This window comes from Larsenimonas rhizosphaerae (assembly GCF_026240105.1).
In the GTDB taxonomy this organism is placed as follows: Bacteria; Pseudomonadota; Gammaproteobacteria; order Pseudomonadales; family Halomonadaceae; genus Larsenimonas; species Larsenimonas rhizosphaerae.
The window spans coordinates 719608-745223 of sequence record NZ_JAPIVE010000001.1 but is presented as its reverse complement, the minus strand read 5'-3'; the positions used below and the strand labels follow the sequence as shown (position 1 = coordinate 745223).

25 protein-coding genes are annotated in these 25616 nt (G+C 58.4%); 6 read left to right on the top strand and 19 right to left on the bottom strand.

Annotation, left to right across the window (positions count from 1 at the left end; translation table 11 throughout):
* Positions 1–3: 3 nt before the first annotated feature.
* The 5 genes from OQ287_RS03460 to leuC form a co-directional block, all read right to left on the bottom strand.
* On the bottom strand, positions 4–2007 hold the full coding sequence (locus OQ287_RS03460) for a type IV pilus assembly protein FimV (protein WP_265895592.1): 2004 nt from the start codon (positions 2005–2007) through the stop codon (positions 4–6).
* 105 nt (positions 2008–2112) lie between these two features.
* Positions 2113–3234 (bottom strand): aspartate-semialdehyde dehydrogenase, encoded by a 1122-nt coding sequence (asd, locus tag OQ287_RS03455; protein WP_265895591.1) that lies wholly within the window; start codon positions 3232–3234, stop codon positions 2113–2115.
* Positions 3235–3286: 52 nt separating this feature from the next.
* Positions 3287–4375, bottom strand: a complete 1089-nt coding sequence (leuB, locus tag OQ287_RS03450; RefSeq protein WP_250936614.1) for a 3-isopropylmalate dehydrogenase — start codon at positions 4373–4375, stop codon at positions 3287–3289.
* Positions 4376–4489: 114 nt separating this feature from the next.
* Positions 4490–5140 (bottom strand): 3-isopropylmalate dehydratase small subunit, encoded by a 651-nt coding sequence (gene leuD, locus OQ287_RS03445; protein ID WP_250936613.1) that lies wholly within the window; start codon positions 5138–5140, stop codon positions 4490–4492.
* On the bottom strand, positions 5140–6585 hold the full coding sequence (leuC, locus tag OQ287_RS03440) for a 3-isopropylmalate dehydratase large subunit (RefSeq protein ID WP_265895590.1): 1446 nt from the start codon (positions 6583–6585) through the stop codon (positions 5140–5142). Before leuC ends, leuD begins: the two co-directional genes overlap by 1 nt.
* Before the next feature lie 178 nt (positions 6586–6763).
* On the opposite strand from leuC, the gene OQ287_RS03435 reads away from it, so the two are divergent.
* On the top strand, positions 6764–7672 hold the full coding sequence (locus OQ287_RS03435; protein WP_265895589.1) for a LysR family transcriptional regulator: 909 nt from the start codon (positions 6764–6766) through the stop codon (positions 7670–7672).
* Between the two features lie 94 nt (positions 7673–7766).
* Positions 7767–8738 carry a nucleoside-specific channel-forming protein Tsx gene (locus tag OQ287_RS03430; protein ID WP_265895588.1) on the top strand — a complete coding sequence of 324 codons (972 nt, stop codon included), beginning with the start codon at positions 7767–7769 and terminating at the stop codon, positions 8736–8738.
* 68 nt (positions 8739–8806) lie between these two features.
* Here the strand turns inward: OQ287_RS03430 and epsC are convergent, their stop codons facing one another.
* The 3 genes from epsC to prmB form a co-directional block, all read right to left on the bottom strand.
* Complete coding sequence (gene epsC, locus OQ287_RS03425) at positions 8807–9616, bottom strand: serine O-acetyltransferase EpsC (protein ID WP_265895587.1); 810 nt, start codon at positions 9614–9616, stop codon at positions 8807–8809.
* 65 nt (positions 9617–9681) lie between these two features.
* Positions 9682–10776 (bottom strand): chorismate synthase, encoded by a 1095-nt coding sequence (gene aroC / locus OQ287_RS03420; protein WP_250936608.1) that lies wholly within the window; start codon positions 10774–10776, stop codon positions 9682–9684.
* 47 nt (positions 10777–10823) lie between these two features.
* A complete protein-coding gene (gene prmB / locus OQ287_RS03415; protein ID WP_265895586.1) occupies positions 10824–11792 on the bottom strand; it encodes a 50S ribosomal protein L3 N(5)-glutamine methyltransferase in 969 nt (322 codons plus the stop codon).
* Between the two features lie 156 nt (positions 11793–11948).
* Between prmB and OQ287_RS03410 the strand changes: the two genes are divergently transcribed.
* The gene (locus tag OQ287_RS03410) at positions 11949–12542 is read left to right on the top strand and encodes a Smr/MutS family protein (protein ID WP_407658220.1); all 594 of its coding nucleotides are present in this window, start codon (positions 11949–11951) and stop codon (positions 12540–12542) included.
* Here OQ287_RS03410 and OQ287_RS03405 read toward each other — a convergent pair.
* Both OQ287_RS03405 and OQ287_RS03400 read right to left on the bottom strand, forming a co-directional pair.
* Complete coding sequence (locus tag OQ287_RS03405; RefSeq protein ID WP_265895585.1) at positions 12527–13465, bottom strand: patatin-like phospholipase family protein; 939 nt, start codon at positions 13463–13465, stop codon at positions 12527–12529. The two genes, OQ287_RS03410 and OQ287_RS03405, sit on opposite strands and share 16 nt — an antisense overlap.
* Before the next feature lie 22 nt (positions 13466–13487).
* Positions 13488–14390: an alpha/beta fold hydrolase gene (locus OQ287_RS03400; protein ID WP_265895584.1), complete on the bottom strand. Its 903-nt coding sequence runs from the start codon at positions 14388–14390 to the stop codon at positions 13488–13490.
* Positions 14391–14599: 209 nt separating this feature from the next.
* Between OQ287_RS03400 and OQ287_RS03395 the strand changes: the two genes are divergently transcribed.
* On the top strand, positions 14600–15547 hold the full coding sequence (locus OQ287_RS03395; RefSeq protein ID WP_265895583.1) for an AEC family transporter: 948 nt from the start codon (positions 14600–14602) through the stop codon (positions 15545–15547).
* Here OQ287_RS03395 and OQ287_RS03390 read toward each other — a convergent pair.
* From OQ287_RS03390 to OQ287_RS03375, 4 genes are read right to left on the bottom strand one after another with little or no spacing between them, the layout of a single operon-like run.
* Positions 15539–15853 (bottom strand): antibiotic biosynthesis monooxygenase family protein, encoded by a 315-nt coding sequence (locus OQ287_RS03390; protein WP_265895582.1) that lies wholly within the window; start codon positions 15851–15853, stop codon positions 15539–15541. The two genes, OQ287_RS03395 and OQ287_RS03390, sit on opposite strands and share 9 nt — an antisense overlap.
* Positions 15853–16350 carry a phosphohistidine phosphatase SixA gene (gene sixA, locus OQ287_RS03385; protein WP_265895581.1) on the bottom strand — a complete coding sequence of 166 codons (498 nt, stop codon included), beginning with the start codon at positions 16348–16350 and terminating at the stop codon, positions 15853–15855. The genes OQ287_RS03390 and sixA overlap by 1 nt, the downstream gene beginning before the upstream one ends.
* Positions 16347–17447, bottom strand: a complete 1101-nt coding sequence (locus OQ287_RS03380; protein ID WP_407658219.1) for an NAD(P)H-dependent glycerol-3-phosphate dehydrogenase — start codon at positions 17445–17447, stop codon at positions 16347–16349. Before OQ287_RS03380 ends, sixA begins: the two co-directional genes overlap by 4 nt.
* A gap of 40 nt (positions 17448–17487) precedes the next feature.
* Positions 17488–18948 carry a protein adenylyltransferase SelO gene (locus OQ287_RS03375; protein ID WP_265895580.1) on the bottom strand — a complete coding sequence of 487 codons (1461 nt, stop codon included), beginning with the start codon at positions 18946–18948 and terminating at the stop codon, positions 17488–17490.
* Between the two features lie 173 nt (positions 18949–19121).
* Here OQ287_RS03375 and OQ287_RS03370 point away from each other — a divergent pair, with 173 nt between their 5' ends.
* A complete protein-coding gene (locus tag OQ287_RS03370) occupies positions 19122–19790 on the top strand; it encodes a response regulator (protein WP_250936600.1) in 669 nt (222 codons plus the stop codon).
* A 17-nt stretch (positions 19791–19807) separates the two neighbouring features.
* Entirely contained in the window at positions 19808–21250 is a 1443-nt protein-coding gene (locus OQ287_RS03365) for an ATP-binding protein (protein ID WP_265895579.1), read from the top strand.
* On the opposite strand, the gene OQ287_RS03360 is transcribed toward OQ287_RS03365, so the two are convergent.
* The 5 genes from OQ287_RS03360 to OQ287_RS03340 form a co-directional block, all read right to left on the bottom strand.
* Positions 21238–21960, bottom strand: a complete 723-nt coding sequence (locus tag OQ287_RS03360; RefSeq protein ID WP_265895578.1) for a protein bax — start codon at positions 21958–21960, stop codon at positions 21238–21240. The two genes, OQ287_RS03365 and OQ287_RS03360, sit on opposite strands and share 13 nt — an antisense overlap.
* 302 nt (positions 21961–22262) lie before the next feature.
* Positions 22263–24146 carry a molecular chaperone HtpG gene (gene htpG / locus OQ287_RS03355; RefSeq protein ID WP_265895577.1) on the bottom strand — a complete coding sequence of 628 codons (1884 nt, stop codon included), beginning with the start codon at positions 24144–24146 and terminating at the stop codon, positions 22263–22265.
* An 87-nt stretch (positions 24147–24233) separates the two neighbouring features.
* Positions 24234–24719 (bottom strand): PaaI family thioesterase, encoded by a 486-nt coding sequence (locus tag OQ287_RS03350; protein ID WP_250936596.1) that lies wholly within the window; start codon positions 24717–24719, stop codon positions 24234–24236.
* The gene (locus OQ287_RS03345; RefSeq protein WP_250936595.1) at positions 24712–25143 is read right to left on the bottom strand and encodes a PaaI family thioesterase; all 432 of its coding nucleotides are present in this window, start codon (positions 25141–25143) and stop codon (positions 24712–24714) included. The genes OQ287_RS03350 and OQ287_RS03345 overlap by 8 nt, the downstream gene beginning before the upstream one ends.
* 96 nt (positions 25144–25239) lie before the next feature.
* The gene (locus OQ287_RS03340) at positions 25240–25581 is read right to left on the bottom strand and encodes a YkvA family protein (protein WP_250936594.1); all 342 of its coding nucleotides are present in this window, start codon (positions 25579–25581) and stop codon (positions 25240–25242) included.
* Positions 25582–25616 lie beyond the last annotated feature (35 nt).

Here is a 25616-nt window from a genome sequence, read left to right as displayed (position 1 = left end):
GCATCAATTCGTCTCGTAACGCTCCAGCAGGTGACGCGCAGCATCCCTTGACGCCGGGTCACCGTCATCCATGACGTCGAACAACAGGGCCATGGCCTCGTCGGCCTTGTCTTCCTCAAGGAGCAAATGGGCTCGGGTCAACCGCTCATCAGGGGCGGTATCCGCAAGACTGCCATTATCCTGATCAAGCCCATCAAATGCCACCTCCTCCAGCGCCCAGGTCGGTGAATCGCTGTCGACAATATCAGACTCACCATATGACCCGGCCGTATCCATCACCGATGATTCGGCAAGTCCACCATCACCGCCTTCAAGCGTCAGCGGCGCACCTGCCATGAAATCACGCCCGGTCAATGCCATGGCGCGCTTTCGTATCTCATCGTCATCATGAGTGGCAAGTACATCTGCATGCTGTTCCAGCTCATCGCTTAGACCCAGCGCTGCCAGCACTTCCATCAGCTTAAGACGCGTTCGAGGCCGACCTGCAGTACCCGTCAGCTCACCTTCCAGCATTTCACGAGCTGCATCGAGACGCCCATGTGAAATAAAGATATCCACGATATCCTGCTGTTCGCTTTCAGGAGGAGCCTCTGCTTTTTTGGCCCCCGAGCCCATGGTGAACTCCAGTTCAGGCATGGCCGGGGATGGTGTGCTGAAGGGCGCGGGGGCATTGTCGGTAGTTTCGGGCGTAGCCTGCTCCGTCTTTCCGGAAACCTCCCTGTCAGCAACCGCCTTTTCAAAGACATCCTCGACTGCTGCAGCGTCAAGCGGTGCTGCCACCTTCAGAGCATCTACTACAGGTGCATTTACGACCGGCTCAGAGGCTGCATGCCGGGGCGACGGCGTGACAGGCTCAGGAGCATGGGGTGCCTGCTGAATAACAGGCTCCACGACGTCCTCGTTCTGTTCGCTGATACGGCGCCTACGTCGAAGAACCAGCAAACTGCTCAATGCAATGACCAGAAAGACCGCGCCGGCTGCCAGCATGCTGTCACCGACCTTCCACCGCGAGGTATCAGGCTCGGCCAGACGCTGAGAAACAGACGATGACTGTTGATAGGCAAGCTGATCGAGACGCTTGCCGAGGCGTGCCTCTTCTCCGGCCAGCCGGGTTTCGAGCGCTTCAAGTGAGTCGCGCGCCTCTGCCTGGCGCGCCTCCACTATCTGAAGGCGATTTTGCCACTCGGACAATCTGGCCCCCCAGGTCGCGAGATCATCCAACAGGGCCGTGCGACTTTCCAGTTGATCCAGCCGGGCAGACACATCACCGGCGAGCGGCAAATCAGGGACAGGCGAGGCGTCAGCCGGTGTTTTTTTCAAGGCAGCTGCAAGACCTGTCCGTGCCTGTGCAGTCGGCTGTGAGAGCACACTGCCTTCACTCGGAACAACCAGCGGACCAAAGCGCTTGAGAGGTTGTTCAAAGGTGGACAGCGAGGGGTTGGCCTGCATGAGTGCCCACTGCATCTGCGCCGGCGTCACGCTGCGTTCGTTGGCAAGGCGAGCGGCGACGGCGGCCAGATCCTCACCCTTGCGCGCCTGGGCGGTGACCGGCCAGGGCGCCACACGGACATCCGGCACTGGAGATGGCGCAGGGAGCGATGCTGACCGAACACCCTCCGGGTTCAGGCCCGGCAGAAACGCCACATGACGCTGAAGCTGCCCTCCGGGCCAGCTTATATCCAGCACGGTATCCAGCACCGGCTCTCGCAGAGGCGCCCGCCCTGCAATAGTAATCTGCAGATTCCCCGGCCCACCGGTCACGGCAAAATCAAGCGTATCGGTTTGTGCCGTACGAGCAAGACCGGCCTCATTGAAGCGGGCAGCGCTGGCCAGGCCGACATGGATGTCATCAGCCGTCAGGCTGCCGGTGTCTGTCAGTGGTAATGCAGCAGCCAGAGGCATGTTCAGGGAGGAACTCAGACGCGGCTCCCCCACACCAAGAGCCCATGCCGGGGAGGCCGACAGAAGCAGCGAAACAAGCAGCATGCGACCTGCAAAATGGTTCATGGCAATCCTTGATAGCCTGCCGCACAGCGGCCGTAAGCAGAGTTCGGGATCGCATACCAAAACGCCTCCCGAAGGAGGCGCAGTACCGCAGGCACACTGAGTGGCTTAAAGCCCCTTGTGCTCCCTGAGCACCATCAGCATTCGTTTGAGCGGCTCGGCAGCGCCCCACAGCAGCTGGTCACCCACACTGAACGCCGTCAGATACTCTCCCCCCATGGCCAGCTTGCGCAACCGACCGACAGGGACATTCAGCGTGCCGGTCACTGCGGCTGGCGTCAGGGAAGACAGGGTATCTTCCTTGTCGTTGGCCACGACGCTGACCCACTCGTTGTGCCGTGCAATGCGATCCTCGATTTCATCCATCGGCACATCCCGGTTCAACTTGATAGTGAAGGCCTGGGAGTGAGAGCGCATGGCTCCAACACGCACGCACAAGCCGTCGATCAGAATCGGGCGGTCACCCGTGCCAAGAATGCGGTTGGTTTCCACACCCCCCTTCCATTCCTCCTTGCTCTGGCCGTTATCCATTTTCTTGTCGATCCAGGGCAGCAGACTGCCGCCCAGCGGGGCACCAAAATGATCGATCGGGAAGTCACTGCCCCGCATTGCAGCGGTTACCTTGCGATCAATGTCCAGAATGGCCGCGCTGGGGTTTGCCAGGTCACTGCGCACCACATCGCCAAGTTGCCCCATCTGTGACAACAGCTCACGCATGTTCTTCGCACCGGAACCGGAAGCAGCCTGATAGGTCATGGAGGTCATCCACTCGATCAGTCCGGCGTCGAACAACCCTCCCAGCCCCATCAGCATCAGACTGACCGTGCAGTTGCCCCCACAGAAGGTCTTGCAGCCATCACTCAACTTCTGGTCAATCACCTTCCGATTGACCGGATCCAGCACGATGGCAGCGTCATCGGCCATGCGCAGGGTACTGGCAGCGTCGATCCAGTAGCCATCCCAGCCGCTGTCGCGCAGGGGCTGATACATGCTGGAGGTATAATCGCCACCCTGGCAGGTAATGATAACGTCGAGGGATTTAAGCGCTTCGATGCTGTGGGCATCCTGCAATGGCGGAGCATCCACTCCAACCTCCGGCGCAGGCTCCCCCACTTGGGAGGTAGAGAAAAATACCGGCTCGATGTGCTTGAAATCACCGTCTTCCTGCATGCGCTGCAACAGCACGGACCCTACCATGCCGCGCCAGCCAACAAATCCAGTCCTTAACATATCCTGCTCCCGTTGTTATTCGTCAATGGTGTTATCAGCGTCGGCGCCTTCTCTACTGACTGTCCTGCTCAAACGCAGCCACCACGGCATCACCCATTTCCCGGGTCGTGACCTGGCGTGTGCCGTCATACGCAATATCTGCCGTACGCAGGTTATTATCCAGTACACGCCCGACGGCCCGCTCGATACGATCCGCCATCGCCGGGGCATTCAGTGAATAGCGAAGCATCATGGCCACTGAAAGAATAGTGGCCAGTGGATTGGCCAGGCCCTGCCCGGCGATATCCGGAGCACTGCCATGGCAGGGCTCGAACATGCCGCAGCCATGCTCATTGAGCGATGCAGAGGGCAGCATGCCGATCGAGCCGGTCAGCATGGCGGCCGCATCAGACAGAATATCGCCGAACATGTTGCCGGTGACGATGACGTCGAACTGTTTCGGTGCCCGTACCAGCTGCATGGCAGCGTTGTCGACATACATGTGAGACAGCTCGACCTCCGGGTATTCCGGAGCCAGTCGATTCATGACCTCACGCCACAGGATAGTGGCCTCCAGCACGTTGGCCTTGTCAACGCTGCACAGCCTGCCGCCACGCTTGCCAGCCATGTCAAAGGCAATTCGACCGATCCGCTCGACTTCCTTCTCATCATAGATATAGGTGTTGTAACCGTAACGCGTGCCGTCCTCGCGCTCGCCGAACCCACGCGGCTGACCAAAGTAAATACCACCGGTCAGCTCACGGACAATCATGATATCCAGCCCTGACACCACTTCCGGTTTGAGGCTTGATGCCTCGGCCAGTTGCGGATACAGCAGCGCCGGGCGCAGGTTACCAAAGAGATTGAGCTCCTTGCGAAGAGCCAGCAGCCCCTTTTCAGGACGCTTGCTGATATCTTCCATCGTATCCCACTTCGGCCCGCCAACGGCCCCCAGCAGAATAGCCTGGGCACGCCGGGCACGCTCCAGGGTTTCATCAGCCAGTGGCACGCCATGCCGGTCAATGGCAGCACCGCCTACAATATCGTGCTCGATGGTGATATCGAGCCCCTGCGCCTGACAGGCTTCCAGTACCCTGACCGCTTCACGGGTAATTTCAGGGCCGATCCCGTCGCCGGGAAGTACCAGAATATGCTGACTCATTCCTTTGCCTCTTGCTCATGACTATAAAAAATGAGCGCACCATGCGCTCATTAACGGTTGACGGACAGTGCAATGGGGCACTGTCCGGAGGCTGTTCAATGTGCACTCATTACATCAGGCGACCGGCGCCCGAAACAACCACGGGTTGTTCTGACGGTAGGTGGTTTCAAACTGCTTGATCGCATCTGCCTGCTGAAGAGTCAATCCAATGTCATCCAGCCCGTTTTCGAGGCAGTACTTGCGGAATGAATCCACCTCGAACGCCAGCGTAGTGCCATCCGGGCAATGGATGACCTGCTCGGCAAGATCGATATCAAGCCGGTAACCCGGTGTGGCTTCAACCTGCTTCATCAGCGACTCGACCTGCGCCTCGCTTAACGTGATCAACAAGAGACCGTTCTTGAAGGCATTGTTGAAAAAGATATCTGCAAAGCTTGGGGCAATGATGACACGGAACCCGAAATCCTCCAGCGCCCAGGGGGCATGCTCACGCGAGCTGCCACACCCGAAATTGCTTCGCGTCAGCAGAATGCTGGCATCCTCGTAACGCGGCTGATTGAGGACAAACTCGGGGTTTTTCGGACGATTGCTCGCATCCTGTCCCGGAAAGCCTTCGTCCAGATAGCGCAGTTCATCAAACAGATTGGGGCCAAAGCCGGTTCGCTTGATCGATTTCAGAAACTGCTTTGGAATAATCAGGTCAGTATCAACATTGGACCGGTTCAGCGGTGCAACAAGACCGTCATGGCGTACAAACTTGTTCATCAGGCTGTCTCCCTGTCCGGATTGAAGGACCACTCTCGAATATCCACGAAATGACCGGCAATCGCGGCGGCGGCAGCCATCGCAGGGCTCACCAGATGCGTCCGACCGCCATACCCCTGACGCCCTTCAAAGTTGCGGTTCGACGTCGAGGCACAGTGCTCGCCCGCGCCAAGCTTGTCAGCATTCATCGCCAGACACATGGAGCAACCAGGCTCGCGCCATTCAAAGCCGGCCTGCTTGAAGATGGTATCCAGCCCTTCACGCTCGGCCATCCGCTTGACCAGCCCCGACCCCGGCACCACCATCGCCTGCTTGATGCTGGAGGACACATGATGCCCTCTGACCACTTCAGCGGCAGCACGAAGATCCTCAATACGCGAGTTGGTGCAGGAGCCGATGAATACACGATCAAGGTGAATATCCTTGATGTTCTGACCACCATGAAGCCCCATGTATTCAAGCGCACGCTCGATGCCGCGCCGACGCGGCTCATCACTGATGGAGGCCGGATCAGGCACCTGACCGTTGATGCCAGTAACCATTTCAGGGCTGGTTCCCCAGCTGACCTGAGGCTCGATCTCACTGGCATCAAGCGTTACGACCTTGTCAAACACGGCATCCTTGTCCGAGACCAGATCCTGCCAGGCAGCTACCGCCTGCCCCCACTGTTCTTCGGTCGGTGCAAACGGACGCCTGGCGACGTAGTCGATCGTGGTTTGATCCACGCCTACCAGACCAACACGTGCCCCGGCTTCAATGGCCATGTTGCAAATGGTCATGCGACCTTCCATGGACAACCCGCGAATGGCCGAGCCGGCAAATTCAATCGCGTACCCTGTACCGCCCGCCGTCCCGATACGAGCAATCACGGCCAGCACGATGTCCTTGGCAGTGATGCGCTCACCGAGCTCACCATCGACCTGAATCAGCAGGTTTTTCATCTTGCGCTGAATCAGACATTGGGTAGCCAGCACATGCTCAACCTCGGAGGTCCCGATACCGTGCGCCAACGCGCCAAAGGCACCGTGCGTGGCGGTATGAGAGTCACCACAGACCACGGTCATTCCCGGCAGTGTTGCCCCCTGCTCGGGACCGACCACGTGCACGATACCCTGCCGCTCATCATTGATGGAAAACTGCTCGATATCAAAGGAACGGCAATTGTCATCGAGGGTCTGCACCTGGATGCGAGAGACTTCGTCCTCGATCCCGCCAATGCCGACACTGCGCTCCTTGAGCGTGGTAGGCACATTGTGATCCGGCGTAGCCAGGTTGGAATCCAGCCGCCACGGCCGGCGCCCTGCGAGGCGCAGACCTTCAAAGGCCTGCGGCGAGGTCACTTCATGAAGCAGTTGGCGATCGATATAAATAAGCGATGTGCCATCGTCGCGCTGCTGCACCAGGTGGCTGTCCCACAACTTGTCATACAGGGTACGTCCTGCCATCTCTCTCTCCCCAGCCCCGGTCAAGGCTGTCGCCCTTGTTTATGGGCAGCCAGTACGGCCATCGTCAGGCTGCCTCGGTGGGCCGGCATGGCCCGATATCATGGGATCAACGGTAAGGCCGTGCTACCATAAAATCAATTCATGTTTTTTATCCCATGGATTCCAGTAAGGAATAGCAATGGATACACAAAGCCTGAAGGCCTTTCTGGCCGTGGCGCAAACCAGCTCCTTTTCCCAGGCGGCCGAACAGCTTCACCTGACGCAGCCCGCCATCAGCAAGCGCATTGCCGTACTTGAAACACAGGTCGGCAGTAGACTGTTTGACCGCATCGGCAGACGAATCAACCTGACCGAAGCCGGACGCCTGCTGATGCCTCGCGCTCACCAGATTCTGGCCATGTTCGATGACACTCGACGGGCACTCTCCAACCTGCAGGGGGATGTGCAGGGCAGCCTTGTGCTGGCTACCAGCCACCATGTCGGCCTTCATCGCCTGCCGCCACTTTTGAAGCACTTTACCCGCAAACACCCTGCCGTACGTCTCGACATGCGCTTTCTGGATTCTGAAAAAGCCTATGCCGGCGTACTGTCAGGAGACCTGGAGTTGGGCATCGTCACCATGTCCCCTGCCCCCAACCCCGCCCTTGTCAGCGTTCCGGTCTGGACAGATCGGTTGCGGTTTGTCTGCGCGCAGGATCACCCCCTGGCAACACATCCCGTCAGCCAGCTGGCTGACCTGTCACATTATCCGGCCGTGCTCCCCGGCGAAATGACCTTTACCCGCGGCATTGTGATGGAAAGCTTCGCACGACAGCAGCTAAATATTGATGTGGCGATGTCGACCAACTATCTCGAAACCCTCAAGATGATGGTAACCATCGGTTTGGGCTGGAGCGTCATGCCAGAGACCATGATCAGCGATGATATGGTCGTCCTGCCGCTGGAGCACCCGCCCATCGAGCGCCCACTGGGCTATCTGTTTCATCGTCACCGCACACTGTCCAATGCGGCCAGGGCCATGATCGATCTACTGGAGCAGGCACGGCGATTGCCACATGCCATTAATGAAGCGCAGCAATCTGCTTGAATTTCAATGGATAGGCGGGCAATCTTGGCGTTCTGACCAGATGATCAGATCTTACTGATACTGGCACGACAACGACAATAATCGGTTACCTACCATGACATTGAAAACCTGCTCCCGCGCTGACGGCCATGTCAGGGCCTTTCCTCTTGCCCGTACCCTGCCGTTACTCGGCGCGCTCACCTTGCTGCCATTGACCTCACAGGCCGCAGATCAGGCCACCGGCGAAGATGCTGCCGGCCAGACTGCCAGTTACGAAACCACCGAGCAGGCACCTCGCAGCGAATACCTGTCTGACTGGTACAACCAGAATGTCACCATCATCGGCAGCAAGAATATTCGTTTTGGTCCACAGCAGGTTGATGACATCTATCTGGAATACGAATTCTTCGGTCGCAAGGGACCCTGGGATCTGTACGGCTATATCGATCTACCCAAGTTCTTTGGTACGGGTAATGGGGCCGACAGCGGCATTTTCGACAACGGTTCTCCCCTGTTTGCCGAGCTTGAACCTCGCCTGTCCCTGAACAAGGCCAGTGACATGGATTTGAGTCTGGGGCCCATCAAGGAATGGTACCTGGCCGTGGACTATATCTTCGACTGGGGCCACAACTCGAATAACCGTCAGAGTACACTGTATGCCGGGATTGGCACCGATATTGACACGCATACCCCGGTCGGCCTGTCATTCAATTTCTACAAGCGCTACCAGGGTGATAACTACGGCGCCGCCAATGAAGATCAGTGGGACGGCTACCGGGCACAGGCCAAGTACTTCCTGCCGCTGGCCACCTTTGGCAACGGCGCCAAGCTCGATTACGTCGGGTTCACCAACTACGATTTCGGCTCGGACCTGGGCGACCGCGATGCCTCACGCACCAACGAATCCGTAGTGGCCACCAACGTATTGCTGTATTCATTCACGCACCTGAGGTTCATGGCCGTGGCCCGTTATTTCCATAATGGGGGGCAATGGAACGATGATGCCGAGTTGAACTTCGGTGATGGGCCGTTCCACGTTCGCTCCACCGGCTGGGGCTACTACCTGGGTGTCGGCTGGCAGTTCTAAAAAAGTATCCGGCATGAAAAAGGTCGCCTTCCAGGCGACCTTTTTTATTTACAACAGTATTCCTGTTACTAACGCCCACTGGCTGACTGCCAGTCAGAGGCATCAGGTACATCCCGTTCAAAGGCACCATGCTCAAGCGTGACGGACGGACTCGGGCATCGGGGCCGGCCTACTCGCCGAGCAGGAACGCCCACCACCGTCGTGTGAGGCGCCACATCATCCAGCACTACACTGCCCGCGCCGATCTGCGCGCCTGAGCCGATCATCAGATTGCCCAGCACAGTGGCACTGGCACCGATCAGTACGCCGTGCTGCACTTTTGGATGTCGGTCACCGGCTGTCTTGCCTGTTCCGCCCAGCGTAACACCCTGCATGATCGACACATTATTGCCGACCGAGGCAGTCTGACCGATAACAATACCTGTTGCGTGATCAAACATGACACCGTGCCCGATCGGGCACGCCGGATGAATATCCACACCGAACACTTCGGAACTACGGTTTTGCAGCATGCCGGCCATCATGATGCGCTTATCCTTCCACAGCACGTGTGCACCGCGATGAACCTGCAGGGCGATAAACCCCTTCTGGTACAGCACCACGGCCAGCGCGGACTCTGCAGCCGCATCACGCTCCAGAATTGCAGTGATATCAAGCACCGCATGGTCCAGCAGTTCGGGATGCGCCTGGTAGATTTCCTGGAACAGCGTCAGCAGCGACGTCAGCGGCAGCATTTCATTGGCAAGCTTGCGCGCCAGCACATTGGCCATTATGCCGGCCAGATTACGGCACGACAGTACCTGCGAGTGCATGGCCGAGGCCAGCAGCGGCTCGGTCGCTACAACATCCCCTGCTTCCCTGCAAAGAGTGTCAAACATGTGTTGGTCACACACAGTCATCACGGTGTCCTGATCAAAGCATCGATGGGCAATAAGATAGCAGACTACTCTTTCATGCCAAGGACCGGTGTGCTGACCTGAACATCGGCGTTCTGACCACGGTGACGCATCAGATGATCGGCCAGCGTCAAAGCCATCATGGCCTCGGCGATGGGCGTGGCACGTATGCCGACGCACGGGTCATGTCGCCCCTTGGTGATGACATCAACGCCATTGCCATGCACATCGATGGACCGTCCGGGCGTGGTAATGCTGGAGGTCGGCTTCAGCGCCAGATGCACGACCAATGGCTGACCCGATGACAGGCCGCCCAGTACGCCGCCGGCGTGATTGGATAAAAAGCCTTCCGGCGTCATTTCATCTCGATGCTCACTGCCGCGCTGGGATACAACGTCAAAGCCATCCCCTATTTCAACGCCCTTGACGGCATTGATCCCCATCATGGCGTGAGCCAGATCAGCATCCAGCCGATCAAAGACCGGCTCTCCCAGCCCGACCGGCACATTATCTGCCACCACGGTGATACGCGCGCCCACGCTGTCCTGATCACGACGAAGCTGGTCCATATAGGCTTCAAGCTCGGGCACAATATCAGGGTCCGGTGAGAAGAACGGGTTATCGTTGACTCCTTCCCAGCGCTTGAAGGGAATTTTTATCGGCCCCAGCTGGCTCATATAACCACGGATAATGACGCCGCGGGTTGCCAGAAACTTCCTGGCAATGGCACCGGCAGCCACTCTCATGGCCGTTTCACGTGCACTGGAGCGCCCACCACCACGATAATCCCGCTCACCGTACTTGTGGTGATAGGTATAGTCTGCGTGGGCCGGACGAAAGATATCCTTGATGCTGGAATAGTCCTTCGAGCGCTGATCCGTATTTTCGATCAGCAGACCGATACTGGTCCCGGTAGTACGGCCTTCAAATACACCGGACAGGATACGTACCTGATCCGGTTCGCGCCGCTGGGTGGTATGGCGCGACGTACCAGGGCGACGCCGGTCAAGATCCCCCTGCAGGTCGGCTTCACTGAGCTCGATGCCCGGTGGGCACCCGTCAACGATCGCGCCCAGCGCAGCACCATGACTCTCACCAAAGGTGGTGACCGTAAACAAGCGGCCAAAGGTATTTCCAGACATGAAAGATTCCTGATCGAGCAATAAGACAGGCGCCGCCTGCCATCGGTTTAGATCGCCAGTATGTCCTGACAGACCACCAGGGCGTCGAAGGTCAACGCGAACACGCCCTCACCACCGCGTTCAAATGAAAGCCAGTGAAACGGCACGTCCGGGAAGGCCGCCTCAAGGTGCTGTGCCGAGTTGCCGACCTCGACAATCAGCACTCCCTGAGGGGTCAGGTGCCGGTGAGCATCCGCCAGAATTCGACGCACGATATCCAGCCCGTCATCGCCGGCTGCCAGCGCGAGCTCCGGCTCATGACCGAACTCGGCCGGCATGGTGGTCATGTCACGCGCATCAACGTAAGGCGGATTGGAGACAATCAGATCAAATCGCTCTCCGGCCAGATGATCAAATACATCACTTTGCACGGCACTGACCCGACCACCGGTATCAAAGCGATCAATATTGCGTCGTGCCACCGCCAGCGCCTCATTACTGATATCAGACAGCACCACCTCGGTAGTGGAAAGCACCATCGCCGTGGCAATACCAATACAGCCCGAACCAGTGCACAGATCCAGCACACGTGCTGGTGGCGCGTCGTCAAACCAGTCGATGAACCCCTCTTCGATCAACTCGGCAATCGGGGAACGCGGAATCAGCACATCCGGCGTTACTTCAAACGGCAGTCCTGCAAACCAGGCTTCTCCCAGCAGGTACGGCAGGGGTTCGCGCTCAAGCGCCCGACGACGAATCAAGGCGATGATCCGGCGGCGCTCGGCCATCAGAACACGCGCATCGATGACGGCAGGATCCACATCATGGGGAAGATGAAGTGCTCCCAGTACAAGTGCGACAGCCTCATCCCAGGCAGATGCCGTACCATGACCATAATAGAGCCGGTGGGCCTGAAAGCAGCTCAGGGCAAGACGAATACAATCGCGCAGCGTGACCACTTCATCGGCCAGCGTGGCATCATCCAGGGCAAGTACATCGACCGGGGCAGTAGCCTCCGGAAAGGAAGAAGAAAGCACCTAAGGGCTCCTGACATTCATGCGTGGGCACCCCGCAGGGTTTTGGCCGTCAGTTTAACCGCCCGATGCGCCCTTGTCAGGCGTCGGCGTTTTACAGTGTTCCATCCAGGCTTATACTACGGGGCAGGTCCTGCTCGAAACGGGCGACTTCCATTCATGCCGCGATATACCGACGAGTACCCCATGTCGATTGATGACCCTGACGATACCGATCTCTTTTATAACAACATGAAAGGCATGGGCGTTCGCCGGATACAACACAACAGGGCCTCCCTGCCCCGAACACAGCCTCCCATCGACCGGCGTGCACGGCGCGCAGCGGCGGAATCCCATAATGATCCAACCTCGGTCTCAAGCCGCACTTCCGATGGCCGGGTGCTGCCGGTGCGCCCGTCCGAGTCACTTCACTTTGCCCTGCCGGACATGCCCTACCGCACGTTGCAGCAACTCAGGCGCGGTGCCATCAGCTGGCAGTCCGGGCTTGACCTTCACGGATATACGGTCGATGAGGCACGGCTGGAACTGGAAGGATTTCTGAGCGAAGCCGTGGGCAAGCAGCTTCGTTGCGTCATTGTGGTACACGGCAAGGCTCGCTCCGGCATCGCCGGGTATCCGGTCATCAAAAGCCATGTCAATGCCTGGCTTCGCGAACTTCCCGAAGTGCTGGCCTTCTGCTCGAGCCTTGAGAAGGATGGTGGAACCGGCGCCGTTTATGTGCTGCTCAAGCGCCGGGGTCAGGCTTCACTGTAACCGGCATTGAACCGGTCCAGTGCATCACGGGCCAGGTGACGCCCCAGCTCGATCATGGGCCCGGCGCGCTGGAATTCGTGAGAGCCACAGACCGACTTGGGAATATTGACCAGCACGTCCGGCGGATAACCGGCAATCTTGTACTGTGCTAGGGCGGCCTGAGTAATGTCGAAGGAGCGCAGCATCAGATCGAGCTTGCCCCAGGCACGTTCGGCACGTCCCTCCGGCTCGGCCTGCGGCTCGGAAGCAGCCACCCCGTCATCGCCTGCTCCAGCAGGCATCCAGCGCTGCTTGACCAGAGCAATCCAGCTTGACCTGTCCTCGCGCGGCGTCGGCAAGGCCACCGGCAACAGCTCTTCCAGCGTCACGTTACGGGGCGACGGCGCTGTCGCGTTGACGGCTACAATCCACTCGGCACTGGCGGCCATGGCCGGAATGATCGGCAGGGGATTAAGCAGCCCCCCGTCCGCCAGCAGGCGGCCTTCATGGCGCAGCGGCGTAATGAGCCCGGGAATGGCAATGGAGGCCCGAATGGCCTCCAGCAGCGAACCACGCTGAAACCACACTTCGCGCTGGGCACTCATGTCAGTGGCTACTGCCGTAAAGGACAGCGGCAAGTCCTCGATGCAGATATCACTGAGCAGGCATTCAAGCCGTCCCATGATCTTGGTGGCCCGCATGGCCCCCATGGCTCCCCAGGCAATGTCCACCAGCCGCAATACATCCAGAAAACTCAATCGAGTAACCCAGTCCCGGTACTCTTCCAGCCGCCCGGCAGCATAGATTCCCCCGATGACTGCGCCCATCGAACATCCTGAAACAGCGACTATTTCATGCCCTCGCGCCTCAAGCTCGTCAATGACCCCGATATGGGCGTAGCCTCTCGCCCCGCCGCTGCCCAGCACCAACGCAATACGTGCCATGTCCTGCCCTCTGTCGTGCGCTTTACATACTATCGACACTGCCGGTTCGGAAATGAAACAGCGACGCCACCTCGTCGATACGATCCAACTCAAGATGCAGGTGATGCCCCCCCGGGAGGCAGTGCCGTGTCAGAGTCGGCAGGCACGCCCGCGAACGCACTGCATGAGGGGCTTCACCCAGAATGCCCTGATCGGCTTCAATCAGCGCAACCGGCACTGTCACTGACTGAAGGATGGCATCGCGCTGGGCAGGCGTGAAGCGCACCAGTGACGGGCGCATTAATCGTGGATCAGTCCGCAGACGCACGGCACCATCAATGGCTTCCAGATTGCGGGGAACCAGTTGCCAGGCCACATCATCATCAACAGCCGTCACGCCGCCTTTCACCCGCGCCCTCACTGCTGCCTGAGCATCCGGATAAGTGGGGCGCCGGGGAGTCGAACGGCGCAGGCCACGAATCCCCCTTTTCAGCTGCTCGGCGGCCTCCGTGGCAGGTGTAGTCAACATGCCCAGACCATCGATCAGCCATAACTGCCGGATACGCGTGTCAGCCAGACTGGCAAGCAGCGCCACACTGGCCCCCATGGAATGGCCGATCACCGTGACCTCGTCCTGTGTGTAATGATCCAGAGTATCCAGCACATCCTGGACATAGTCCCACAGGGCATAGTCAAGCCGCCCGGGGAGCCAGTCGGAATGGCCGTGACCGGACAGATCGAGTGCCACCAGGTAGATGTCATGCTGGCAAACCAGGGCCGGCGCCAGCCGGGAATAGCTCATGGAATTATCCAGCCAGCCATGAAGCGCGATAACAAGAGGTGCGCCAGCACGCCCCCAGGCAAGACCTGCCAGCCGACCATCGGCAAGGCTGACAGGGTGTGGAGCTACGTCATCGGGAAGGGATCGATTAAAGGAAGTCGTCATGGTCAGCTCAAGGTTCATCACAAGAATAGGCGGCAGCAGCCACATCACGTAAACTGCCTCGCGCCGGAGCCCCGGTACGTTATTGCCGCTAAAACAAGGAGTGTCTCATGACTTCAGGACCTCGTCGCCCACGCCGCTATGGCCTTTTCTTGATCATCGTGGTGATTGCGATCGCCTATGCCTTCATGACGCTGCCCGGATAATCTGCCATGCCCCTGTTATCGCTGTTGATCGAAACCCTCAATATTACCCTGCCGGTCTTTGCGATGGTCATTCTGGGGATCGTGCTTAAAAGATTGAACTGGATTGACCACGCCTTCATCGATACCGGATCATCACTGGTATTCAAGGGTGCAATGCCCACGTTGATCTTCATAAGCATTGCTGATGCCGACTTCAGTCAGGCCTTTCGCCCTGCCGTTATTCTTTATTTTGTCATGGCCACTGTCATCAGCTTCATGCTGACCTGGGGCTGGGCCTGCCGGCGAATCCCCCCGGCGGATCGAGGGGTATACGTTCAGGGAGCCTTTCGTGGCAACTGCGGTATCGTGGGGCTGGCACTGGCTGCCAGCATGTATGGCGATACGGGGCTATCCATCGGCGGCATTCTGGCCGGTGCCGTCATTGTCATCTACAACGTGCTGTCGGTCATCGTGCTGGCGCTTTATCAACCGGGCGCTCGCATCAGCCCTGTCAGCATTGCGGCACGGATTGCCAAAAACCCGCTGATCATTTCCGTTCTGGCAGCACTTGTGTTTGTTGCCACAGGGCTGCACCTGCCCCAATGGCTGCATACGTCAGCGGAATACTTTGCCCGCATGACCCTGCCTTTGGCATTGATATGCATTGGCGGCACCCTTTCTCTGGCGTCGGTCATGCACGCCAGCCGGGAAGCGCTGGGGGCCAGCCTGATCAAGATGGTCGCCATTCCCCTGGGAGCCGTGTCGGTGGCTGCCCTGCTGGGCTTTCGCAACGAGGAGCTTGGCATCCTGTTTCTCTATTTCGCCAGCCCCTCGGCCGCAACCAGCTTTGTCATGGCCAAGGCGATGAACGGTAACCATGTCCTGGCAGCCAACATCATCGCCATCACCACACTGTCGACCGGCCTTGTCATCACCCTCGGGATCTTTTTACTTCAGGCCGGCGGATTACTCTGAGTGATCGGAGTCGATGACCACATCGAACTGCTCAAGGCCTCCACCGTCACCGAACGCCTCTTTCGGCATCGGATCGGCGTGGGCCTTGCGAAAATCATCGCTGCCGACCCATTGCCGGAACGCCGATTCATTTTCCCATTCGGTTTCGACCACCCATGGCGTTGATTCTTCGGTTGGACGCAGGATACGCATCCTCACAAATCCGGGCTGGGCATCAATCTGGCCGGCCCGGGCGCGAAACCTACGCTCAAACTCCTCGTGCCACGCTGCCTTGACCGGTACGCGATTGGTAACGATATAACTCATTAATGATCCGGCCTCTCAATCTGATTCGGTGATTGATGAACCCTGAGCGTGGCACACCCGGCTGCCCATACTTCGGATTCAAGAGCCACGATATCTGCCGTACCCAGCGGCAGTCTGGCATGGGGACCACCATCCACCAGACGCCCCACCAGATCGGCCACCAGCGGCATATGACTGACCAGCAGCCACGGGCTGCCGTCGGAGGCATGCTCGGCCAGCCAGTCAATGGCTGACTCGGCTGGTGCATCCGGCGTGATCAGGGGCAACGCCAGACTGGATGACAGACCAAGCGTACGCGCAACGATATCGGCGGTCTGACGGGCACGCTTGTAGGGGCTGGCAATGATGTTGAGCTCCGCCATCTCGTCGTCGCTCAAATAATGTTTCAGCCACTGTGCTGTTCGCTGTGCTTCTTCTTCGCCCAGCGGTTCCAGCGGGCGGGACGCATCCGGCGTACCCGACGCGGCTTCACCGTGACGCATGACAAACAGTTTCATGAGCGAGACTCCTGATTGGTTTTGGACAACGTATGATGGTCCCGCTGTGCATCCTGCCGGGACAATGTAAATTCAACGTCACTGCTATGCTCGCTGCGCATCAGGGAAAGCCCCATTTCCGAAGGTGGCACCCCATTGAACAGCACATGATAAAGCCCGCTGGCCAGCGGCATGTAAATCCCCTCACGCTCGGCACGCTCATGCACGAGACGCACGGTATTGACCCCCTCGGCCACCTGACCCAGCGAGGCTACGGCATCTTCAAGCGCCACACCCTGCCCCACGGCAAAGCCGATCCGATAGTTGCGCGACAGTTCGCTCGAGCAGGTCACGATCAGGTCGCCGACGCCGGCAAGGCCCAGAAAGGTCAGCGGGCTGGCCCCCAGGTTGACGGCAAACCGGCTCATTTCCGCTAGTGCACGTGTAATCAGCATACTCTTGGTATTGGCACCCATACCCATGGCGGCCGCCATACCGACGCCAATGGCATAGATATTCTTGAGTGCTCCACCCAGCTCTGCGCCATATCGGTCATTGCTGGCATAGACGCGAAAGTAGTCGCAACTCAGACTGGCCTGCGCAGCAGCGCGTGTATACCCATCATCACTGGCCACTACAGTAGCCGTCACATGCCTGGCAGCCAGTTCGGAAGCCAGGTTGGGACCGGACAGCACCCCGATATGCCGACTGGGCGTTTCCTCGACGAGGATCTCGCTCATCAGGGAAAAGGTACTCTCCTCGATCCCCTTGGTAGTGCTGAGCAATACCTGATCAGCCTTCAGCCACGGGCGAGCCTGGCGCACCACCGTGCGAAAATGCCCCGAGGGTATGGCGATCAACACCAGCTCGGCATCTTCCAGCACCCATTGCATGCAGGTCGAGGCCCGCAGGGACTCGTGCAGCTCAATATCCGGCAGGTACCGTGAATTGTGATGACGAGCGGTAATCTCATCAGCCAGGGCTGCATCACGCATCCACTGGCGCACGCGGGCACCCTTGGTCGCAGCAATGCTGGCCAGCGCCGTGCCAAAACTTCCGCCGCCCAGCACGGCAATCCTGCCTGGCGCCGGGCGACCCTCTTCATTCATGTCAGTCATTAGGCTGTTGATACCTTTGCAAAAAATCCGGTCAGCCCCATCAGGAGGAGCAGGACATGGCCACCGATACACTGCCCGGCGCAGGCGGTGCCTGCCAGTCACGCAGCCCGCCACTCATGGGAGTAAAGGGGGCCTGCAGGCAGGCACGATACTCACTCAGCAGACGCGTATCACCGTCAGTGGCTGCGTCGATGACTGCCTGTATATGATGCAAGCGTAATACATTGCAGGGATTACAGCTGCGCATTGCCGTATGACGCTCTTCCTGTGTACGGGTTTCCAGTGACAGGCGATGATCATAGGCATCCAACCAGTCTGATACCACCGACTCCGGGGCGGTCACTACCTGTGCCACCGCCTGACGAGACTCAGAGCTGCCATCATAGTCACACAGGGCACGAAAACTCAGGTGATAATCTGCCCGATGATCGGCCAGCAGCGTCAACCAGTCCTGACACAGCTGACTGTCACCTGCATCGATACCAGTCAAACCAAAGCGTGCCCGCATACGCTCTGCGAACCGTGCCTGAAGTACCGCTTCATAGCGTTGCAGCGATGCCTCAAGCTGCTCCTGAGGCGCACAGGACACCAGTGACTGCGCCAGGCGCACCAGGTTCCAGAGCGCAACCCCCGGCTGCTGATTAAAGGCATAACGCCCGCTACTGTCCGTCAGATTGGGAACACGGTCGGGAATATAGGCATCCAGAAACGTATAGGGGCCATAATCCAGCGTCAGTCCCAGGGCGGACATATTGTCGGTATTCATGACAGCGTGAACAAATCCGTACGCCTGCCAGTCGGCCACCAGCTGCGCCGTGCGCTGAACGATATCGTCAAACAGGGCGGCGCCGGGCGCCTCTATCCCCGCCAGATGTGGCCGGTGACGCGCAATCACATGATCAATCAGGGCCTGAAGTTCTTCGGTTCGACCACTGAATCCCAGCCATTCAAAATGGCCGAACCGCACATGGCTCTCGGCCACGCGAAGCAGCGTGGCACCGGGCTCTACGCGCTCACGCCTGACATGTTCATCATTGACTGCCACGGCCAGGGCTCGTGTAGTAGGAATACCAAGCCCGGCCATGGCCTCACTGGCCAGATACTCCCTCAGGCTGGAACGCAGGACTGCATTGCCGTCACCAAACCGTGAAAAGGGAGTCTGGCCGGCCCCCTTGAGGTGAAGATCCATGCTTCCTGATGGCGTAACAACCTCGCCCAGTAGCAACCCGCGCCCATCGCCCAGCGCCGGATTATAGGAGCCAAACTGGTGACCGGTGTACTTCTGCGCCAGAGGGTCAGCCCCGGCCGGCAGGGACTGGCCGGACATGACGCCAAGCAGCTCCGGGTCATCGGTCTTCAGCCCGGACAGCCCCAGAAGTTCGGCACAGGCAGGGCTGACATCCAGAATCCGTGTTCCGGCGCGCGGCACCGGCATCTGACGAACATAGAAGGTGTCCGGCAAACGCGTATAGGCATTGTCGAAAACAAGCTGGCTGAACATACAACTCCAGAGTGTCAGGTAAACAGGCCATCAGTATGACATTGATCCGGTCATCCGCCGAATCAGCATATACAGGTGCGAACCAGCGACACGGGCCCGCTCTGCTGGTTTAATGTAACGTTAAGGCACGAAGGGCACAGTGCGTGTTTCAGACAGGCTACAGGACTCATGCGATGCGTGTACTACTGGTAGAAGACGATCCACTGCTCGGAGATGGCGTTCGCACCGCACTTGTGCGCGAGGGCTACATGGTCGACTGGCTGACCGACGGTCGACAGGCTGACGACGCACTGCGCTGCAACGAATTCAGTGCCGTGATTCTGGATCTGGGATTGCCCGGCATGGATGGCATGGAAGTACTGACACGTCTGCGTCGCCGAGCCAATCTTCCGGTATTGATTCTGACCGCACGCGACCATGTCGATGAGCGTGTTGCAGGGCTGGATGCCGGGGCCGATGACTATGTTCTCAAACCCTTCGAGCTCGATGAACTGCTGGCCAGACTGCGCGTTGTCATCCGTCGGGCCAGCGGCCGGGCACGCCAGGTCATCGAACTGGGCGCGCTGGCCATTGATGAGGCACGCCATGAGGTGACCTGGCAGCAGCGTCCGGTCTCACTGAGCCGGCGGGAATATGCCCTGCTGCGTGAGCTGGCCAATCATCCGGGCCAGGTTCTGACTCGGCCTCAGCTTGAAAATGTCCTGTATGGCTGGCAGGACGATATCGAGTCCAACGCGCTCGAAGTCCACATTCATCACCTGAGAAAAAAGCTGGCTCCCGAACTGATTCTGACGCTGCGCGGTATCGGCTACCGTCTCAATGACCAGTTGATTACTGCCTGACGCGACCGGAATACACCATGAAGTCCATCAAGCGCTACCTGCACCGCACCATTACCCTGACACTGCTGACCGGTGCCGGGCTGGCCATCACGGCAGCCTATTTCACCAGCCAGCATGAGATGGATGAGATGTTCGATGCCGAACTGGCAAAGTTCAGCCGGATTGTCTCGGGTCTGCACCAGGGCAGGATGGACAATCTGGATTACCGGCGCATCGCCCGGCAGTTGAATCAACCCAAGCATCCGGCCCGTTATTACACGGCCGATGGTCAATTGACACCGGTTGACCCGACTGCGGAAGCACAGGCAGTCCGCTATTACGATGAAGAGCGGATGATCTCGATAGGTTTTTGGAACAGTGCCGGACACCCACGCGTGCTGGATGGCGAGTGGCATGACAACGGGCCCTTTCCGGCACCGACCGAAAGCGGATATCGGTGGCAGGAATACGACGGGCAGTCATGGCGCGTCTTCAGCATGCCCCTGCCCGACGATGAGGGCTGGATTTCCATCGGACTTCGCAAGAAATTCGAGCGGGAACTGGCTCGCAAGATTGCACTGAGCAATACACTGCCCTACGTCATTGCCATTCCGCTGCTGGCCCTGTTGATCGGCATGCTGGTCCTGCGCGGCCTGCAGCCACTGGAACGGCTGTCACGCCAGGTCAGCCGCCGCCATCACAAGGCACTTGATCCGATCACCGAGCAGGTACCTCTGGAACTTGAACCGCTCAGGGAAGCGCTCAACACGTTCATGAGCCACCTGCATACCACGCTCGAGCGGGAGCGACGCTTCACCTCGGACGCTGCTCATGAACTTCGGACGCCGCTGGCCAGCGTCAAGATTCACCTCGACAACGCCCGGGTCGCCGACCCTGAAGCCAGGCAGTCGCTGAGCAAGGCCTATCAGGGCATCGAAAGGCTGCAGCGAGTGGTAGAACAGCTGCTGACCCTGGCACGGCTCGAACATACTGCCGCACAGCGTCAGGAACGCATCAACCTGTATCCGCTGGCCGCCCAGCTGGCCGGGGAACTATGGCCCTGGGCAGACTCGCGTCAGCAGCAGCTGGTGATTGATGGCGAACAGCGGATCGAAGTGGCCGGAAACGCGACCGAAATCGGCGTGCTGATCCGTAATCTGCTGGATAATGCCCTGCGCTACAGCCCTCCCGGCACGACAGTGACCCTGTCACTTCACCACACTACCTCTCACGCCATTCTTGATGTACTGGATGAAGGTCCGGGTGTGCCAGAGGACGTGCTGTCCAAAATGACCGAGCGCTTTTTTAGACAAAACCACCAGCACATGTCCGGCAGCGGGCTGGGCCTTTCCATTGTCAGTACGCTGGCAAGACAGCAAGGGGCTGAGCTGTCGTTTTTCAACCGGGAAGAAGGCGGCCTGTGTGCCAGAATGGCCTGGCCACTGACCGCTCCTGAGACACCCGATCCTCAGGCGGTTTGATCATCCCTTATACGCTTGATCAATGCCGCGTTATCGCCCAGCAGGGAGCGTAGTGCACTGAGATAGGTACTGCCTCGCGTGGAATACCGATGCAGCGTCGGAATCAATGCCTCGGCCCTGACCGAATGCCCAGCCTGTACGAGCGTCGCCCGGCGCACTCTCATGGAATGATAGGCCCGGTGGGTATTGAGGTTATTGAGGTAGGCATCAACGCTTGCCTGAATACTCTCGAAGCGCTGGAACCGACGGGAAGTACCGCGCTGCGCCATGCCACACTCGGCGCCGAAACAGCGCAGGCCAAAGAGGTTATTGCCATCTCGTGCCAGGCGTGATGTGCCCCAGCCCGACTCTTCCACGGCCTGAATCAGCACCAGCGGCATGGGCACGGTATTCACACGCTCGAGCAGCCTGTCCCAGGGAGGAGCGCCCCTGCCATCGCATGCCACCTTGTAGGACTCACACAGACTCACCAGCCGGATCTGATCGTTAATGCTTGAAAGATGATGCGTTCGCGCCGACATCAGCCACTGGCGATCATCCGCAATGCGTTGATTGGCAGTCTGAATGATTGGGATCAGCAGGTTGAAAAATGCCGCCTTGCGGCGTGGTCCTGCTGGGTACTGACGCAGATCCGGCATATCAATTGTACCGGATTCAGTAAAGGCATCTGCCTGCGCCGGCGCCAGTGGCAACGTACACACTGCCGCCATGATGAGTGCAACACATGCCTTCCACATAACAACATACCACTTGAGAGGGATCGCGATTTTAACAGCATTTCGATGCCGTTGAACGTGTGATCTATCTTAAAATCATGCCGAAGGGAGTATATGGTCTGACCCTGTCAGGCCATGTGCGGCAATTTCAGGAAACACTCAGAGCTGTCAACGATCGTCGCCACGGCGCCCGGAGTGTATCAATCAAAAGATGCAGGCCCGGCGACACAATCGCCACCGATGTCAGACGTGAAAGGGCCCGCATGATGCGGGCCCTTGAACTCGCCATGAAACGCTTACAGCGCCAGCAGCTTGTTGAGCCGTTTGACATAGGCAGCCGGGTCATCCAGCTGGCCACCCTCGGCCAGAATTGCCTGATCCAGCAACACTACCGCCATGTCATTGAAATGCTCATCGTTCTGGCCATCCAGGCGATTGACCAGTACGTGATCCGGATTGATTTCAAGGATGGGCTTGACGTCCGGCAGTGGTTGACCGGCCGCTTCCATCATCCGACGCATCTGATAGCCCATTTCGTTTTCAGGCAGCACGACACATGCCGGAGAATCGGTCAGACGATGAGTCACGCGGACGGACTGAACGCGCTCTTCCAGAGCCCCCTGAAGACGACCGACCAGACCTTCCTTCGCTTTCGCACTCTCTTCCTGCGCCTGTTTCTCTTCTTCGTCTTCAACATCGCCAAGATCAAGATCACCCTTGGCAATGTCGGCAAATTGGCGACCATCGTATTCAGTCAGATGGCTCATCAGCCATTCATCGACCCGGTCGGACAGTAGAAGCACTTCCACGCCCTTCTTGCGGAAGATTTCAAGGTGCGGAGAGTGGCTGGCAGCATTGTAGCCATCGGCCACCAGGTAATAGATCTTCTGCTGACCTTCCTTCATGCGCCCGATGTAATCCTCGAGGGACTGATCCTGCTGCGCGCTGTCGGAATGGGTCGAGGCAAAACGCAACAGACCGGCAATCTTTTCGCGATTGGCGTAATCCTCACCCGGGCCTTCCTTCAGCACCGAACCGAACTGGGTCCAGAAGGTTTGATAGGCCTCGGGATCCTTCGACAGCTTTTTCAGCATGTCCAGAGAACGCTTGGTCAAGGCTGACTTGATCGACTCTACCTTGGGATCCTGCTGGAGAATCTCGCGGGATACGTTAAGGGATAGATCGTTGGAATCGACTACACCCTTGATAAAGCGCAGGTACAGCGGCAGGAACTGCTCGGCGTCATCCATGATGAAGACACGTTGAACATACAGCTTCAGACCACGGGCACCATCACGCTGATAAAGGTCAAACGGAGCACGGCCCGGCACGTACAGCAGACTGGTGTACTCTAGCTTGCCTTCTACCTTGTTGTGGCTCCAGCCAAGCGGGTCGGTATAGTCGTGCGACACATGCTTGTAGAAGTTCTTGTATTCGTCATCAGTCACCTCGCTTTTGGGTTTGACCCACAGCGCCTGTGCTTCGTTGACGGTTTCCCAGGTAACGGTTTTTTCACCCTCGTCGCTTTCCTGGGTCGTCGGCATCCGAACGGGAATGTCGATATGATCGGAATACTTTCGAATCAGTGACTTCAACCGATAATCATCGGCAAATTCGGTTGCATCGGACTTCAGATGAAGTTCGATCTCGGTGCCATGTACCGGCCGCTCGATGGTTGAAATGGTGAACTCGCCTTCACCGCGAGAGCGCCATTCCACACCGGCTTCCTGCTGATCACCGGCCTTGCGGGTACGAACGACGACTTCATCAGCCACGATAAAGGCTGAATAGAATCCGACGCCGAACTGACCGATCAGTCGTGCATCCTTTTGCTGCTCACCGGAGAGCTGCTTGAGAAATTCAGCCGTACCGGAGCGTGCAATGGTGCCCAGATTTTCGATGACATCATCGCGATTCATGCCAATACCGTTGTCACGCAGGGTCACGGTATTGTTTTCACTATCATGTTCGATTTCGATGCGCAGCTCGGAATCGTTTTCATACAGCGCATCGTTGTTCAGTGCCTTGTAACGCAGCTTGTCACAGGCATCGGCAGCATTGGACACGAGCTCGCGCAGGAAGATTTCCCGGTTGGAGTACAGCGAGTGAATCATCAGATTCAAAAGCTGCTTCACTTCCGTTTGAAAGCCGAGAGTCTGTTCGTCGGTGGCAGTAGTCATTGACCCATCCTCGTTCGATCAAGGGTAATCATGCTCGTTGCTACGAGCACCAGTTGACCTGCTAGATGGGGAACATGATGTGATTTTTCAAGCGCTTCGATCAGCAGAAGTCGATGACATACCATCGAGCGCGGCAAGCATGATATGCATTCTGGCCGTCGCTACCGGATGCTGTTCATCCTTCTGCCAGGCGCACACACGCACATTGGCCAGCCGCCGCCCTTCTCTTACCAGCTCGCAACGGGCATATACCGGCTCCAACCGACCGGCACGCAGATAATCGATCGAAAAATTGATGATGGCAGGCATCCGCGGGCTGCCCAGCGACAACATCAGATCGATGATCGCTGCCGACTCCATGAATGCCGCCATGACCCCCCCATGAATGGCCGGCAGCAGGGGGTTCCCCAGATTGGTACGGCGTGGTGGCAATACAAAAAGGCGCCCTCGCTCATCCTCGTTCACCTCGAGGCCCAGCGCCCTGGCGTAGGGCATGTTCTCGAGAACAAGAGCGGGATCGCCCCGATCACGTGACTGCTCAAGCCAGCAGAGATCCACGGACGTGTCAGGCATGTTTCACCCCCTGCGTGCCGGCACCTGGCCGTCCGCACAGCAGTCTCCCAAAATTGGCAGGCGTGGCCTCGGCCGGCAGACGGGCAAAGGAGCCCGTAGCGCGTGCCACCCGCTTCTGGTCATTCTCCTGCCACAGCTCACCTTCCACAAACACGACCGATGCCGTGATTTCCGTGATACGAGCTCGCACCAGCAGGGCCTGGCCGGCCACCGCGGGACGGAAATGATCAACACGAAGATCCAGTGTCGGGCAGATTTCGGGAGGATCACCCAGACCACAAAGTACGGTGCCGGTGCACGCCGTATCCAAGACCATGGTAATCACGCCACCATGGATCAGCTGGCGGGATACATCGCCCAGAAAATCGGCCTTCCAGGGCAGTCTCATCTCGACACCGGATGGCCCGGCGGACACGACGTTCATGCCCGCCTCATACGTGTGTGGCATCCCTCTGACGTACCGCGTCAGAGCGTAATGCCAATCCACCTCATTACTCATTGCACTGCCTGCTGCTGTAATTCAGGAATGGCGAAGGGTGTCACGAGACGCCTGACCGGCACGCCACGCGCGATAGTCCTCCAGCGAATCATCCAGGCGGGTTAACAGCCAGCCACCGATGACGATATCATCCAGCCAGCCCCAGCCCAGAATAAAGTCCGGTATAAGATCAAACGGGGAAACAACATACAACAGCGCCAGCACCATCAATACCGTGGCCCGCTTGGGCAGAGGTCGATAACGGCCGGCCCACCAGTCCTTCAACAACATGCCATAGGTTCTGAGTGCTCGCCCGATGCGGAAGAAAAAACGCGCTCGCCCTGTGATTAGACGCCCCAACAGGCCCCTTTTGGATCCTTTCATGATTCATATTCTCCGGTAGGCTGATTGACACTCTG